The sequence below is a fragment of the Pseudomonas sp. AC242 genome (assembly GCF_979258655.1).
The window spans coordinates 489,858-505,374 of the sequence record NZ_OZ409873.1 but is presented as its reverse complement, the minus strand read 5'-3'; the positions used below and the strand labels follow the sequence as shown (position 1 = coordinate 505,374).

Annotated in this window: 14 protein-coding genes; 8 read left to right on the top strand and 6 right to left on the bottom strand. The window is 58.7% G+C overall.

Annotation, left to right across the window (positions count from 1 at the left end):
* Positions 1-10: 10 nt before the first annotated feature.
* The 4 genes from frr to rpsB form a co-directional block, all read right to left on the bottom strand.
* A complete protein-coding gene (gene frr / locus ACZZ0A_RS02190; protein WP_007908855.1) occupies positions 11-568 on the bottom strand; it encodes a ribosome recycling factor in 558 nt (185 codons plus the stop codon).
* Positions 565-1,308: a UMP kinase gene (pyrH, locus tag ACZZ0A_RS02185; RefSeq protein ID WP_003222124.1), complete on the bottom strand. Its 744-nt coding sequence runs from the start codon at positions 1,306-1,308 to the stop codon at positions 565-567. The genes frr and pyrH overlap by 4 nt, the downstream gene beginning before the upstream one ends.
* Positions 1,309-1,517: 209 nt before the next feature.
* Positions 1,518-2,381: a translation elongation factor Ts gene (gene tsf / locus ACZZ0A_RS02180; RefSeq protein ID WP_007908856.1), complete on the bottom strand. Its 864-nt coding sequence runs from the start codon at positions 2,379-2,381 to the stop codon at positions 1,518-1,520.
* A 192-nt stretch (positions 2,382-2,573) separates the two neighbouring features.
* A complete protein-coding gene (gene rpsB, locus ACZZ0A_RS02175) occupies positions 2,574-3,311 on the bottom strand; it encodes a 30S ribosomal protein S2 (protein ID WP_003222119.1) in 738 nt (245 codons plus the stop codon).
* A gap of 373 nt (positions 3,312-3,684) precedes the next feature.
* On the opposite strand from rpsB, the gene map reads away from it, so the two are divergent.
* The 4 genes from map (at position 3,685) to ACZZ0A_RS02155 (ending at position 9,349) form a co-directional block, all read left to right on the top strand.
* Positions 3,685-4,467: a type I methionyl aminopeptidase gene (gene map / locus ACZZ0A_RS02170; protein ID WP_463542461.1), complete on the top strand. Its 783-nt coding sequence runs from the start codon at positions 3,685-3,687 to the stop codon at positions 4,465-4,467.
* 41 nt (positions 4,468-4,508) lie between these two features.
* Complete coding sequence (locus ACZZ0A_RS02165) at positions 4,509-7,211, top strand: [protein-PII] uridylyltransferase (protein ID WP_007908858.1); 2,703 nt, start codon at positions 4,509-4,511, stop codon at positions 7,209-7,211.
* Between the two features lie 43 nt (positions 7,212-7,254).
* A complete protein-coding gene (dapC, locus tag ACZZ0A_RS02160) occupies positions 7,255-8,454 on the top strand; it encodes a succinyldiaminopimelate transaminase (protein ID WP_007908859.1) in 1,200 nt (399 codons plus the stop codon).
* A gap of 202 nt (positions 8,455-8,656) precedes the next feature.
* A complete protein-coding gene (locus tag ACZZ0A_RS02155; protein WP_463542460.1) occupies positions 8,657-9,349 on the top strand; it encodes a M12 family metallopeptidase in 693 nt (230 codons plus the stop codon).
* Here ACZZ0A_RS02155 and ACZZ0A_RS02150 read toward each other — a convergent pair.
* Positions 9,342-10,973, bottom strand: a complete 1,632-nt coding sequence (locus ACZZ0A_RS02150; RefSeq protein WP_007908861.1) for a Na+/H+ antiporter — start codon at positions 10,971-10,973, stop codon at positions 9,342-9,344. The two genes, ACZZ0A_RS02155 and ACZZ0A_RS02150, sit on opposite strands and share 8 nt — an antisense overlap.
* Positions 10,974-11,264: 291 nt before the next feature.
* On the opposite strand from ACZZ0A_RS02150, the gene ACZZ0A_RS02145 reads away from it, so the two are divergent.
* From ACZZ0A_RS02145 to ACZZ0A_RS02130, 4 genes are all read left to right on the top strand, one after another.
* Positions 11,265-11,627, top strand: a complete 363-nt coding sequence (locus tag ACZZ0A_RS02145; protein WP_003222107.1) for an ArsC family reductase — start codon at positions 11,265-11,267, stop codon at positions 11,625-11,627.
* Positions 11,628-11,660: 33 nt separating this feature from the next.
* On the top strand, positions 11,661-12,695 hold the full coding sequence (dapD, locus tag ACZZ0A_RS02140; protein ID WP_007949650.1) for a 2,3,4,5-tetrahydropyridine-2,6-dicarboxylate N-succinyltransferase: 1,035 nt from the start codon (positions 11,661-11,663) through the stop codon (positions 12,693-12,695).
* A 133-nt stretch (positions 12,696-12,828) separates the two neighbouring features.
* Complete coding sequence (locus tag ACZZ0A_RS02135; RefSeq protein ID WP_042704889.1) at positions 12,829-14,034, top strand: aminotransferase class V-fold PLP-dependent enzyme; 1,206 nt, start codon at positions 12,829-12,831, stop codon at positions 14,032-14,034.
* On the top strand, positions 14,031-14,435 hold the full coding sequence (locus tag ACZZ0A_RS02130; RefSeq protein ID WP_463542459.1) for a SufE family protein: 405 nt from the start codon (positions 14,031-14,033) through the stop codon (positions 14,433-14,435). Before ACZZ0A_RS02135 ends, ACZZ0A_RS02130 begins: the two co-directional genes overlap by 4 nt.
* 115 nt (positions 14,436-14,550) lie before the next feature.
* Here the strand turns inward: ACZZ0A_RS02130 and tcdA are convergent, their stop codons facing one another.
* Positions 14,551-15,369 carry a tRNA cyclic N6-threonylcarbamoyladenosine(37) synthase TcdA gene (gene tcdA / locus ACZZ0A_RS02125; RefSeq protein ID WP_007908865.1) on the bottom strand — a complete coding sequence of 273 codons (819 nt, stop codon included), beginning with the start codon at positions 15,367-15,369 and terminating at the stop codon, positions 14,551-14,553.
* Between the last annotated feature and the right edge of the window lie 148 nt (positions 15,370-15,517).

Sequence of the window (15,517 nt, the reverse complement as noted above, 5' to 3'; positions counted from 1 at the left end):
AGCTCGAACCTTATACGGCCATCAGATCCGCTTCTTTTTGCTTGGTAGCCGTGTCGATATCAGCCTCGGCCTTGTCGGTGAGCTTCTGAATATCGGCAGCGGCACGACGCTCTTCGTCTTCGCTGATCTCTTTGTCCTTGACCAGTTTCTTCAGCTCGCCCAAGGCGTCACGACGGATGTTGCGCACGGCAACACGAGCGTCTTCAGCAGCACTGCGCGCCTGCTTGGTGAAGCCCTTGCGGGTTTCTTCAGTCAGGGCAGGCATGGAAATCAGCAACAACTCGCCCAGGTTGGTCGGGTTGAGGTTCAGGCCAGCGCTCTGGATTGCCTTGTCGACCGCTGCGAGCATGTTGCGCTCGAAGGCCACGACTTGCAGAGTGCGCGAGTCTTTTACAGTGATGTTGGCCACTTGGGTGATGGAGGTGTCAGCACCGTAGTACGGCACCATCACGCTACCCAGAATGCTTGGGTGAGCCTTACCGGTACGAATCTGGCCGAATGCATGGGCCAGAGAGTCCAGGGATTTTTGCATGCGCTCTTGAGCGTCTTTTTTGATTTCGTTGATCATTGTTGACCTTCCTCGATCAGGGTGCCTTCAGCGCCGCCATGGACGATGTTCAGCAGGGCACCAGGCTTGTTCATGTTGAATACGCGCAGCGGCATCTTGTGGTCGCGGCACAGGCAAATAGCTGTCAGATCCATTACACCCAGCTTGCGATCCAGCACTTCATCATAAGTCAGATGATCGAACTTCTCGGCATGCGGGTCTTTGAACGGGTCAGCGGTGTAGACGCCATCGACCTTGGTCGCTTTGAGCACGACGTCGGCATCGATCTCGATTGCGCGCAGGCAGGCTGCAGAATCCGTGGTAAAGAACGGATTACCGGTACCGGCCGCGAAAATCACCACGTCCTTGGAGTTCAGGTGGCGCATGGCCTTGCGGCGATCATAGTGATCGGTCACGCCAACCATGGAAATGGCCGACATCACGATGGCCGAGATATTGGCACGTTCCAGCGCATCACGCATGGCCAGGGCGTTCATCACAGTGGCCAGCATGCCCATGTGGTCGCCTGTCACCCGATCCATACCGGCTTTGCTCAAGGCTTCGCCACGGAACAGGTTGCCACCGCCGATCACCAGACCGACCTGCACGCCGATGCCGACCAGCTGGCCGACTTCCAGTGCCATCCGATCCAGCACTTTTGGATCGATCCCGAACTCTTCCGAGCCCATCAGGGCCTCGCCGCTAAGCTTGAGTAGAATGCGTTTATAGCGAGCCTGATAACCACTGCCCTGCTGAGCCATTGCGAATCTCTCCTGCGGCGTATTTAAAATTCTTTGCGAGCTGTTTACAGCTGGCGTTCACTCTAGCTTGGCGCTGCTTCAGCGCCATCGGAACATGGCTTTGTAAGTCAGTTCCAAGTGGAAACCAATAAAAAATTGGCAACCCCATCTGAAAAGAGGCTGCGCGCGTGAGCGGGCAGCCTCTTTCGGGCGACAGTTGAAAAACCGTCTTATTGCTTGGCGGCAGCCAGCTGGGCAGCAACTTCTTCAGCGAAGTTGTCGACCGGCTTCTCGATGCCCTCGCCTACTTTGAAGTAGGTGAAGGAAACGATTTCAGCACCGGCTTTCTTGGCCAGTTCGCCAACCTTGATTTCAGGGTTCTTGACGAACGCCTGCTCAACCAGGCTTGCTTCAGCCAGGAACTTGCTGATACGGCCTTTGACCATATTTTCAACAATGTTTTCTGGCTTGCCTTTGATTTTTTCTTCGTTCAACTGCAGGAACACAGCTTTTTCACGTTCGATAGCTTCAGCCGAAACTTCCGATGGCAGCAGGAACTCAGGGTTGCTGGCCGCTACGTGCATAGCGATGTCTTTGGCCAGTTCAACGTTACCGCCTTTCAGAACAACTGCAACACCGATCTTGTTGCCGTGCAGGTAGCCACCAACAACGTCGCCTTCTACGCGAACCAGACGACGGATGTTGACGTTTTCGCCAACCTTGCCGACCAGTACCAGGCGAGCAGCTTCTTGAGCTTCGATCAGCGGAGCAACATCAGTCAGCTTGTCAGCGAAAGCTTTTTCAATGCTTTCAGCAACGAATGCCTTGAAGTCGTCCTGCAGAGCCAGGAAGTCGGTCTGCGAGTTCACTTCCAGCAGAACAGCAGATTTGCCGTCTTCTTTCAGAGCGATGGCGCCTTCAGCGGCAACGTTGCCAGCTTTTTTGGCAGCCTTGATTGCGCCCGAAGCACGCATGTCATCAATGGCTTTTTCGATGTCGCCGTCAGCCTTTTCCAGGGCTTTCTTGCAATCCATCATGCCTTCGCCGGTACGCTCGCGCAGTTCTTTAACCAACGCTGCAGTAATTGCTGCCATTTTCAAATTCCTCTTGGATAGGTTTTCAACCATTCCACCCGATCGAACGGGCGTTCAATTCGTCCCAAACCCCACGTTGTAGCTGCTGCACGTTACAGAAGCTGTAGCTGCGCCGCCGACAAATGGTTTTCGAGGTGGCAAAAAGGGGGCCAAGCCCCCTTTTTGCTTACTGAGTCAACGCCAGGGCGTTAATTACTCAGCTGCAGCCTGAGTTTCTTCAGCTGCGAATTCTACAGTGCCGCCAGCAACATTGTTGCGACCACGGATTACTGCGTCAGCCATCGAACCCATGTACAGCTGGATAGCGCGGATTGCGTCATCGTTGCCTGGGATGATGTAGTCAACGCCTTCCGGGCTGCTGTTGGTGTCGACAACGCCGATTACCGGGATGCCCAGCTTGTTGGCTTCGGTGATCGCGATGCGCTCGTGGTCAACGTCGATCACGAACAGTGCGTCTGGCAGACCGCCCATGTCCTTGATGCCGCCCAGCGAACGATCCAGCTTCTCAAGATCACGGGAGCGCATCAGCGCTTCTTTCTTGGTCAGCTTGGCGAAAGTACCGTCTTCGGCTTGAACTTCAAGGTCACGCAGACGCTTGATGGAAGCACGAATGGTTTTGAAGTTGGTCAGCATGCCGCCCAACCAGCGGTGATCGACGTACGGCGAACCGCAACGTGCTGCTTCTTCAGCAACGATCTTGCCAGCGGAACGCTTGGTGCCGACGAACAGAATCTTGTTTTTGCCCTGGGCCAGACGTTCTACGAAAGTCAGAGCTTCGTTGAACATTGGCAGGGTTTTTTCAAGGTTGATGATGTGAATCTTGTTACGCGCGCCGAAAATGTACTTACCCATTTTCGGATTCCAGTAACGGGTTTGGTGACCGAAGTGCACACCGGCCTTCAGCATATCGCGCATATTGACTTGGGACATGATAGTTCCTTAATAAGTCGGGTTTGGCCTCCACGTATCCCAATGACCAACCAGTGGCATAAAGCCAAAAGCACCCAGGTCATCGTGTCGACACGTGTGTGGATTTAAGCTTTTCGGGGTATCCCCGGAAAGCGGCGCATTTTATACCACAGGGTGCGCAGAAACGGAACCCGGAATCTGTATTCGCACCAAGGACATGGGCGCAGCCCCCTTGGAATCGGCCCCGAACGCACCATTGTATAGAGAGAAGCGATGCACGCGGGCGCTGAATTGCGCCGTGCGTCTGTTAGAATCGCGTTTTTCAGGGTCGCAAAACGCACACCTGCCACCCTATTCGTATCAGCAAGCGCCGCCGAGCGCAGAGAGAGCCTGTATGACCGTCAACCTCAAAACCCCCGAGGACATCGCTGGCATGCGTGTCGCCGGCAAACTGGCCGCCGATGTGCTGGAAATGATTGCCGAACATGTCAAACCGGGCGCCACCACCGATGAGCTGAACCAGATCTGCCACGACTACATCGTCAACGTGCAGCAAGCCATCCCTGCCCCGCTCAACTACAAGGGCTACCCGAAGTCGATCTGCACCTCGATCAACCACGTGGTCTGCCACGGCATCCCGAACGACAAACCGCTGAAAAACGGTGACACCCTGAACATCGACGTCACCGTGATCAAAGACGGTTACCACGGCGACACCAGCCGCATGTTCCACGTCGGTGAAGTGCCGGTGTGGGCCGAGCGCCTGTCGCAGATCACTCAGGAATGCATGTACAAGGCGATCGAAATCGTCAAACCTGGCTGCCGCCTCGGCGACATCGGCGAAGTCATCCAGAAGCACGCCGAGAAGAACGGCTTCTCGGTGGTTCGCGAGTTCTGCGGCCATGGCATCGGCAAGGTCTTCCACGAAGAACCGCAGATCCTGCACTACGGCCGTGCCGGCACCGGCATGGAACTGAAGGCCGGCATGACCTTCACCATCGAACCGATGATCAACCAGGGCAAGGCCGACACCAAAGTATTGGGCGACGGCTGGACCGCGATCACCAAAGACCGCAAGCTCTCGGCCCAGTGGGAGCACACCCTGCTGGTCACCGACACCGGTTACGAGATCTTCACCCTGCGCGCCGATGACACCATCCCGCGCGTCTCGGCCTGATCCACACAACGCTCCCAGCCTTATAGAAGGAAAGCCAATCGATGCCGCAGGTGGATCCCGAACTCTTCGACCGCGGCCAGTTCCAGGCTGAACTGGCCCTGAAAGCGAGTCCCATCGCGGCGTTCAAGAAGGCGATCCGCCAGGCTCGCGAAGTACTCGACACGCGTTTTCGCAATGGCCGCGACATTCGCCGTCTGATCGAAGACCGTGCCTGGTTCGTCGACAACATCCTGCAAAAGGCCTGGGAGCAGTTCACCTGGAGCGAAGACGCCGACATCGCGCTGGTCGCGGTCGGCGGCTACGGCCGCGGTGAGTTGCACCCGTATTCCGACATTGATTTGCTGATCCTGCTGGACAGCGCCGATCACGAAGTTTTCCGTGACTCTATCGAGCGTTTTCTGACGCTGCTGTGGGACATCGGCCTGGAAGTCGGCCAGAGCGTGCGCTCGGTCGATGAATGCGCCGAAGAAGCCCGCGCCGACCTGACCGTCGTCACCAACCTGATGGAAAGCCGCACCATCTGCGGCCCCGAGCGTCTGCGTCAGCGCATGCTCGACGTCACCAGCACCGCACACATGTGGCCGGCCAAGGAGTTCTTCCTGGCCAAGCGTGCCGAGCAAAAGGCCCGTCACCACAAGTACAACGACACCGAATACAACCTGGAACCCAACGTCAAAGGCTCGCCCGGCGGCTTGCGGGATATCCAGACGATTCTGTGGGTGGCCCGGCGTCAGTACGGCACCCTGAACCTGCGCGCCCTCGCCGGCGAAGGTTTCCTGGTCGAAAGCGAAAACGCCCTGCTCGCCTCTTCCCAGGAGTTCCTCTGGAAAGTGCGCTATGCGCTGCACATGCTGGCGGGCCGCTCCGAAGACCGCTTGCTGTTCGATCATCAACGCACCATCGCCGGGCTGCTCGGGTTTGAAGGTGACGACGCCAAACAGGCCGTCGAAAACTTCATGCAACAGTATTTCCGCGTGGTAATGAGCATCGCCCAGCTCAGCGACCTGATCATCCAGCACTTCGAGGAAGTCATCCTCGCCCCGGAAGACGAAGCGCCGCCGCAGCCGATCAACTCGCGCTTCCAGCTCCACGACGGCTATATCGAGGCACGCAACGACAACGTGTTCCGCCGCACGCCGTTCGCCATGCTCGAGATTTTCGTGCTGATGGCGCAGCAGCCGGAGATCAAAGGCGTACGCGCCGACACCATTCGTCTGCTGCGCGAGCACCGTCACCTGATCGACGACAACTTCCGCAACGATATTCGCAACACCAGCCTGTTCATCGAGCTGTTCAAGTGCAAGATCGGCATCCACCGCAACCTGCGCCGGATGAACCGTTACGGCATTCTCGGGCGTTACCTGCCGGAGTTCGGCTTTATCGTCGGGCAGATGCAGCACGACCTGTTCCACATCTATACGGTCGATGCGCACACGCTGAACCTGATCAAACACCTGCGCAAATTGCAGTACACCCAGGTCTCGGAGAAATTCCCGCTGGCTGCCAAGCTCATGGCCAAGCTGCCCAAGCCGGAACTGATCTACATGGCGGGCCTGTACCACGACATCGGCAAGGGCCGGCATGGCGATCACTCGGAAATCGGCGCGGTCGATGCCGAGGCGTTCTGCCAGCGACATCAGTTGCCACTGTGGGACAGCCGCCTGATTGTCTGGCTGGTGCAGAACCATCTGGTGATGTCGACGACCGCGCAGCGCAAGGACTTGTCCGATCCGCAGGTGATCCACGACTTTGCCCTGGCAGTCGGCGATGAAACCCGCCTCGACTATCTCTATGTGCTGACGGTTGCCGACATCAACGCGACCAACCCGACGCTGTGGAATTCGTGGCGCGCCAGCCTGTTGCGCCAGCTCTATACCGAGACCAAGCGTGCCTTGCGCCGCGGCCTGGAAAACCCGGTGGATCGCGAAGAACAGATCCGCCAGACCCAAAGTGCCGCGCTGGATATTCTGGTGCGTGGTGGCACCGATCCGGACGATGTCGAGCAGTTGTGGGCGCAGTTGGGCGATGACTATTTCCTGCGCCACACCGCCGGTGACGTGGCCTGGCACAGTGATGCAATCCTGCAGCAACCGGTCGATGGCGGGCCGTTGGTGCTGATCAAGGAAACCACCCAGCGCGAATTCGAGGGCGGCACGCAGATCTTCATTTATGCGCCGGACCAGCATGACTTCTTCGCCGTGACCGTGGCGGCAATGGATCAGCTCAACCTGAACATTCACGACGCCCGGGTTATCACCTCGAGTAGCCAGTTCACCCTCGACACCTACATCGTGCTCGACAACGAAGGCGAATCCATCGGCGACAACCCGGCACGGGTCAAGCAGATCCGCGAAGGCCTGACCGAAGCCCTGCGCAATCCGGACGACTACCCGACGATCATCCAGCGTCGCGTGCCGCGCCAGCTCAAGCATTTCGCCTTTGCGCCGCAGGTGACGATTCACAACGATGCCCAGCGTCCGGTGACCGTGCTGGAATTGACCGCACCCGACCGCCCGGGACTGCTGGCGCGGATCGGCGGGATTTTCCTCGAATTCGACCTGTCGCTGCAGAACGCCAAGATTGCGACCCTCGGCGAGCGGGTCGAAGACGTGTTCTTCATCACCGACGCTCACAACCAGCCGCTGTCCGACCCGTTGCTGTGCAGCCGTTTGCAGGATGCGATCGTTGAGCAACTGAGCGTCAATCAGGAACCCGATATCAAATTGTCGCGCATCAGTATTTGATGGCGCCCCGGATTCAAATGGCTTTGCGAGAGACCCAGCCCCAATGAACAACGCTCTGAACCAGCTCCAGCCGTACCCGTTCGAAAAGCTCCGCGCCCTGCTCGGCACCGTAACGCCAAACCCGGAAAAACGCCCGATCGCCCTGTCGATCGGCGAGCCGAAACACCGCTCGCCAAGCTTTGTCGCTGAAGCGCTGGCTAACAGCCTGGATCAGATGGCGGTGTATCCGACTACCCTCGGTATCCCGGCGCTGCGTGAAGCCATTGCCGGCTGGTGCGAGCGGCGATTCGGTGTGCCTGGCGGCTGGATCGATCCGGCGCGCAACGTACTGCCGGTGAACGGCACCCGTGAAGCGCTGTTCGCGTTCACCCAGACCGTGGTCAACCGTGGCGACGACGCGTTGGTGGTCAGCCCGAACCCGTTCTACCAGATCTACGAAGGCGCCGCGTTCCTCGCCGGGGCCAAGCCGCATTACCTGCCGTGTCTCGACGAAAACGGCTTCAATCCGGATTTCGATGCCGTTTCGCCAGACATCTGGAAACGCTGCCAGATCCTCTTCCTCTGCTCGCCGGGCAATCCGACTGGCGCGCTGATCCCGGTCGACACCCTGAAAAAGCTGATCGCTCTGGCCGACGAGTACGATTTCGTGATCGCCGCCGACGAGTGCTACAGCGAGTTGTACTTCGATGAGCAAACGCCGCCGCCGGGCCTGCTCACAGCCTGTGTCGAACTGGGCCGCAAGGACTTCAAGCGTTGCGTGGTGTTCCATAGCCTGTCCAAGCGCTCCAACCTGCCAGGCCTGCGCTCCGGTTTCGTTGCCGGCGACGCCGACATCCTCAAAGGCTTCCTGCTGTATCGCACCTACCACGGCTGCGCGATGCCGGTACAAACGCAACTGGCCAGCGTGGCGGCGTGGAATGACGAAGTGCATGTACGCGCCAACCGTGCGCTGTATCGCGAGAAATTCGATGCGGTGCTGGAAATCCTCAGCCCGGTGATGGACGTGCAGCGTCCGGATGGCAGCTTCTACCTGTGGCCGAACGTGCAAGGTGATGACGCCGCGTTCTGCCGCGATCTGTTTGAGCAGGAGCACGTAACCGTGGTGCCGGGCTCGTACCTGTCTCGTGATGTCGATGGCGTCAACCCGGGCGCAGGGCGTGTGCGCATGGCGCTGGTTGCGCCACTGGCCGAATGTGTCGAAGCCGCCGAGCGGATTCGCGCCTTTATCACCCGTCAGCAATAAGTAGTATTTGGCCCGCGCCAGGCAATCTGGCGCGCGGTTTTATCACCGCGATACATATCAAAGCAATTACCGACTTCCTACCTGCCCGCTCCAAAGATAGTCTTCAGATGAACAGTTACTGTAACTATCCGTCGCGCCCTATCGATTAAAAAACTTCCGGGCACCACCCTAAGCACCTTGTCAATCAATATGGATATTGATCATGCACCATTACCCCTTCGTCAAAATGCGCAGTCGCAACTTCACCTCGGGAGAACGTCACAAGCGTTCTATCGTCTGTTCCAACCGGTTATGGGACAACGCCAGTACGGTAACTTTTTCGTTCATGGAGGATTTACCCGATGAATTGGCCTACCGGGTCGAACGGATAATTCGTCAATGGGAGCCCTTTGTCAGCCTGACATTTGCCCAGGTCGAACAAGGCCTGGGACAGATCCGTATCGCCCTGAACGGCGAAGCGAACTGGTCGGAAATCGGCACCGAAGCGTTGGAAGTCGATCCAGAAGAACCTACGCTGGTCATCCAGACTGAACCGCAACACCCGCTGTTTGAAGCCACGCTGCTGCATGAGTTCGGACATGCACTGGGGTTTCATCATGCCCATCTGCATCCCGATGCCAATATTCCATGGGATATAGAAGCTGTGTACAAGTACTTCAGCGAAACTCAGGGCTGGAACCGTGAAGAAATTGAACTGAATATCTTCCGCCTCGACAGTTGCGACATTACTTCCGGAGGAGAATACGACAGCCTTTCCATCTTGCATTATCCGGTACCCAACTTTCTGACCCACGGCAACTTCGAGATTGCCTTCAACCTGAAACTCAGTGAACGGGACAAACGCCTGGCCAAGCAAAGTTATCCGGCCATTGATTATCAAGCTCAGGTTATTTGACCTGCCCCAAGTTGGCCTCGCTCAAATCCAGATCGGCCAACACTTCTCGGAGAACGTCATCACCTATCTGATGCTGACGACTGAGACTATAGAGCTCCAGGCGCTGCGCCCTCAGCGCCTTCAAGCGCAGGCGACGCTCAAGCAGATCCATCTGGAACGCCAGGGCCTGCGCTTCGGCGGAATCGTTGAAGACATCCAGTTGATGGCGATACTCGGACATGATCCGCGCCTTCAGCTCGGCTGACAGAGCGGCTTGAGCAGCGTCCTGCGGGGTAGTTTCTTCGGTTTCGAGCGCGTGAATCGCCGCCTCTGCGGTTTTACGCCACGCGTCGCGCACTTCCTGGCGCCGTTTGTCATCCGGACTTTTCTCGATGCCGCGCAACAACAGCGGCAGCGCGATGCACGCCGAAATCAGCGACAGCAAAATAACCCCGGCAGCAATGAAGATCAGCAGATCACGCTCGGGAAACGCCTCCGCCCCCATCAACATCGGCACCGACATCACGCCGGCCAGCGTCACCGCACCGCGCACACCGCCGACGGTCAGCAGCCAGCAGGAGCGCGCGGTCGGCACTTGCGTCAGATCACCTTTACCGCGCAAACGCCGCAGCAATACCGATAAACGCCAGATGCTCTGCACCCAGATAAATCGCAACAAAACCAGCGCGAGAAAAATCGCCACAACATCGAGGCAGCGATAGAACAACGTCGGCCACAACGTCGGCTCGTGGCTGACCACGGCTTTGATGATGTCCGGCAACTGCAGGCCGAGCAGGAGGAAAATCAGCCCGTTGAAAGCGAACTCCAGCAGCGACCAGACACTGCGATTAAGCAAGCGAGTGCTGGTCTGTCGTGGCAGCAGATCGAGCCAGCTCTGCATCATCCCCGCCGCCACGGCCGAGAGAATGCCCGACACGCCAAGACGTTCGGCCAATACATAAGCGGCGAACGGCAACAGCAACATGAACACAACGTGAGTCGCGGGATCGTCCCAACCGCGAGCGATCATCCACGCCCGCAAGCGCCCGACCAGCCAGCTCAATGCCACACCGACCGCCAGTCCGCCGAGCGCCACCACGACAAAGGTCAGGCTGGCGTTGGTCAGCGAGAACACGCCCGTGATGGCCGCCACCAGGGCGAACTTGAAGGTCACCAGACCCGAGGCATCGTTCATCAGCGCCTCGCCCTGCAATATATGCATCAGCGGGGTCGGCAAGCGATTTTGCGAAATGGCCGACACCGCCACGGCGTCCGTAGGCGACAACACAGCCGCCAGGGCGAAGGCCACGGGCAGCGGAATAGACGGCAACAACCAATGAATGAAGTACCCGGCGCCAACCACGGTGAACAGCACCAGCCCCACCGCCAATGTCAGGATCGGCCCGCGCAAATGCCAGAACTCGCGCTTGGGCATGCGCCAGCCGTCGGAGAACAACAATGGCGGCAGAAACAGAAACAGGAACAATTCGGGATCGAGGGCCACGTGCAGACCCAGCGTCGGCCAGGCGAGCAAGGCGCCGGCGGCAATCTGGACCAGTGGCAGCGGCAGCGGGATGACCCGTCCGACCAGACGCGAGACGCTGACCAGCATCAGCAGGATGAGGACGGTGTAAGCAGTTTGCATAAAGCGGAAATCTCAGACAATCGACAGCGTTGAACTGCCATATTAGCCGCTTAGGCTGTGTCTGACCGTTGCACCTATGTCGCACGCCCGCAACGCCACCCCAATGTGGGAGCGAGCTTGCTCGTGAATGCCGTGGATCAATCAACACTCAATTGACTGAAGCGGCCCCTTCGCGAGCAGGCTCGCTCCCACAGGTTTTGCAGCGTTACGACAACCGTGGCCGACGAAACCGTTTGGTCATGGCATAATCCGACACCATTTTTCTCCAGCACCTGTAAAGGGGGCGATTCCTTGACCGTTTCAAGTAAAACGTTGCACCTTTTCGGCATCAAAGCCTGCGACACCATGAAGAAGGCGCGCACCTGGCTCGATGAACACGCTGTCAGCTACGACTTTCACGACTACAAGACCGCCGGCATCGACCGTGAGCACCTGACCCAATGGTGTGACGAACATGGCTGGCAAACGGTGTTGAACCGTGCAGGCACGACCTTTCGCAAACTCGACGACGAACGTAAAGCCGATCTCGACCAGTCGAAAGCCATCGAACTGATGCTCGCTCAACCCTCGATGATCAAGCGCCCGGTGCTCGATCTCGGTGACCGAACCCTGATTGGCTTCAAGCCAGATATCTACGCGGCCGCTCTGAAGTAAGCAGCCCGTCACTCTTTGTAGAGGTGTATTTACATGTCCAATTCCCTGTTCAGCATCGCCTTTGGTGTCGGCACTCAGAACCGTCAAGGCGCGTGGCTGGAAGTGTTCTACGCACAGCCACTGCTCAACCCATCGGCCGAACTGGTCGCCGCTGTTGCGCCGATCCTCGGTTATACCGAAGGCAACCAGGCCATTACCTTCACCACCGCTCAGGCTGCGCAACTGGCTGAAGCCGTAAAAGGCATCGACGCCGTGCAAGGCAAGCTGTTGACCCGCCTGGCCGAAAGCCACAAGCCGCTGGTCGCCACCCTGCTGGCAGAAGACTCGCAACTGACCTCGACACCTGAGGCTTACCTCAAGCTGCATCTGCTGTCGCACCGTCTGGTCAAGCCGCACGGCGTGAGCCTGGCCGGTATCTTCCCGTTGCTGCCGAACGTTGCCTGGACCAGCCAGGGCGCCATCGACCTGAGCGAACTGGCGGAAATGCAACTGGAAGCGCGTCTGCGCGGCGAGTTGCTGGAAGTATTCTCGGTGGACAAGTTCCCGAAAATGACCGACTACGTGGTTCCGGCTGGCGTGCGTATCGCTGACGCCGCGCGTCTGCGTCTGGGCGCTTACGTCGGTGAAGGCACCACCGTGATGCACGAAGGTTTCATCAACTTCAACGCCGGCACCGAAGGCCCGGGCATGATCGAAGGCCGCGTTTCCGCTGGCGTATTCGTCGGCAAGGGTTCGGACCTGGGCGGCGGTTGCTCGACCATGGGCACCCTGTCGGGCGGCGGCAACATCGTGATCAAGGTCGGCGAAGGCTGCCTGATCGGCGCCAACGCCGGTATCGGTATCCCGTTGGGCGACCGCAACACCGTTGAGTCGGGCCTGTACGTGACGGCCGGCACCAAGGTGGCGCTGCTCGACGAAAACAACAATCTGGTCAAGGTTGTGAAGGCGCGTGAGCTGGCCGGTCAGACTGACCTGCTGTTCCGTCGCAATTCGGAAACCGGTGCTGTGGAGTGCAAAACCCACAAATCGGCGATCGAACTGAACGAAGCGCTGCACGCTCACAACTAAGTGCTTGAATAATCCATTGTAGGAGTGAGCCTGCTCGCGATGCTTTTAGCGCCCTCACGGACGCCATCGCGAGCAGGCTCACTCCTACAGGATTTGGCGTACATCCCGCCCCTCTTCACCAGGGCTAAAAACTGTGATGATTCCCTCCCCGTGGCGTGCCGATTTCCCGGCCATCGCCGCGCTGCAACGGCAAGACCAGACCTATCTGGACAACGCCGCCACCACGCAAAAACCCCAGGCCCTGCTCGACGCACTGACGCATTACTACGCCAACGGCGCGGCCAATGTGCATCGTGCGCAACACCTGCCCGGCGCCCATGCCACGCAGGCGTTCGAGGACAGTCGGCTGAAGGTTGCCCAGTGGCTGAATGCCGGTGACAGCGGGCAGATCATCTTTACCCATGGCGCCACCAGTGCGCTGAACCTCCTGGCGTATGGCCTGGAACATCTTTTCCACCCGGGCGATGAAATTGTCATTAGCGCCCTGGAGCATCACGCCAACCTGCTGCCGTGGCAGCAACTGGCCCAACGGCGAAGTCTCAAACTGGTGATCCTGCCGCTGGATGCCGACGGCCTGATCGACCTTGCTGTCGCTGTGCATTTGATAGGCCCGCGCACGCGATTGCTGGCAGTCAGTCAGTTGTCCAACGTGCTCGGCGCGTGGCAGCCATTGCCGGCGTTGCTGGGCATGGCCAAGGCGCAGAACGCGCTGACCGTGGTCGATGGCGCGCAAGGCGTGGTGCATGGTCGGCATGACGTGCAGGCGCTGGGTTGCGACTTTTATGTATTTTCCAGCCACAAGCTCTATGGGCCTGATGGCCTTGGCGTGCTGTTCGGGCGCAATGCAGCACTTGAGCAGTTGAAGCCCTGGCAGTTCGGCGGCGAAATGGTCCTGGAAGCCAACTATCACGACTCGCGCTTTCGCCCTGCGCCGCTGGGTTTCGAGGCCGGTACGCCGCCGATTGCCAGCGTCATCGGCCTTGGCGCGACGCTGGATTATCTGGCGGGTCTGGATCAGGACGCTGTGTCTGCCCATGAAGCCGCGTTGCATGACTATTTGCTGCATGGACTCGCGGCGCGTAACGGCATTCGTCTGCTCGGCAAGCCGCAATTGGCGCTGGCGAGTTTCGTCGTTGAAGGTGTGCACAACGCTGATTTGGCGCACTTGCTGACTGAGCAAGGCATTGCCGTGCGCGCCGGGCATCATTGCGCGATGCCGCTGCTGAAAAGCTTTGAGCTGGCCGGGGCGATTCGTGTGTCACTGGCGCTGTACAACGATTCGGAAGATCTGGAGCGCTTTTTTGAAGCGCTGGATCAGGCGCTGGAGTTGTTGCGATGAGCTTGCCGCTCGAAGCCGTCGAGGCGCTGCAGACTTTTCAAAACGCGGCCGGCTGGGAACAGCGGGCGCGGTTGTTGATGCAGTTTGGTGATCGTCTGACAGCGCTCAGCGATGCGGACAAGTGCGAGGCTAACCGGGTGCATGGCTGTGAGAGTCAGGTGTGGCTGGTTGGGGAGTTGCGTGACGGTCACTGGCAATTTGCGGCGAGTAGCGATGCGCGGATGATTCGCGGGTTGGTGGCGTTGCTCTTGTTGCGGGTAAATGGCTTGTCGGGCGCTGATCTGAAGCAAATTGATTTGCCGGACTGGTTCAATCAGCTCGGCCTTTCGCGGCAGCTATCGCCATCGCGCAGCAATGGCCTCAATGCAGTGCTCCAGCGAATGAATGAGTTGGCTGGTTAATCGCCATCGCTGGCAAGCCAGCTCCCACGGGGTTCTATGGTGTTCATAGATGCAGTGAACTTACCCAATACCTGTGGGAGCTGGCTTGCCAGCGATGAGGGCATAAGCCCCAGCATCAAGCCTGAGGTTTAACTCGGTCAGCCGGACGCCGAACCCCCGCAACAATCTTGTCCACAGCCTTGGTCGCCGCGACCATGCCAAACGTCGCCGTGACCATCATCACCGCGCCAAATCCACCCGCGCAGTCCAGCTTCACACCGTCGCCGACAAAGCTCTTCTGCAAACAAATGCTGCCATCCGGCTTCGGATAACGCAGTTGCTCCGTGGAAAACACACACGGCACGCTGTAATGCCGAGTCACGGTGCGCGAAAAACCATAATCGCGACGCAACGTCGAGCGCACTTTCGAGGCCAACGGGTCGTTGAACGTACGGTTGAGATCACACACCTGAATCAGCGTCGGATCGATCTGCCCGCCCGCGCCGCCCGTGGTAATGATCTGGATCTTGCGGCGCTTGCACCAGGCGATCAGCGCAGCCTTGGCGTTGACCGCGTCGATGCAGTCAATCACGCAGTCGATGTTCGGCGTGATGTATTCAGCCATGGTCTCGCGGGTGACGAAATCCGCCACGGCGTGCACGGTGCAATCCGGGTTGATCCCGCGCAGGCGCTCGGCCATCACCTCGACCTTGGGTTTGCCGACGGTGCTGTCCAGCGCGTGCAACTGACGGTTGGCGTTGCTGACGCAGACGTCATCGAGATCGAACAGCGAAATCTCACCGACACCACAACGGGCCATGGCTTCCGCCGCCCAGGAACCGACGCCACCGACGCCGACGATCGCCACATGGGCCGCGCGCAAACGCGCCAGGCCTTCGATGCCATACAAACGGGCGATGCCTGCAAACCGCGGATCTTCTGTACTCATGACCATTACCCCAAAAACCGGCGCGCATTATAGGGCTACACAGCGACAAGTTTTAAGCTTCGCGCTACAAGTGTAAGAACTTAAGTCAAAGTCGGCTGCCCAATGTCGGGCATTTCCCTGTCTGATGTACGACTTGTGAACTGCCGGTGTAGGA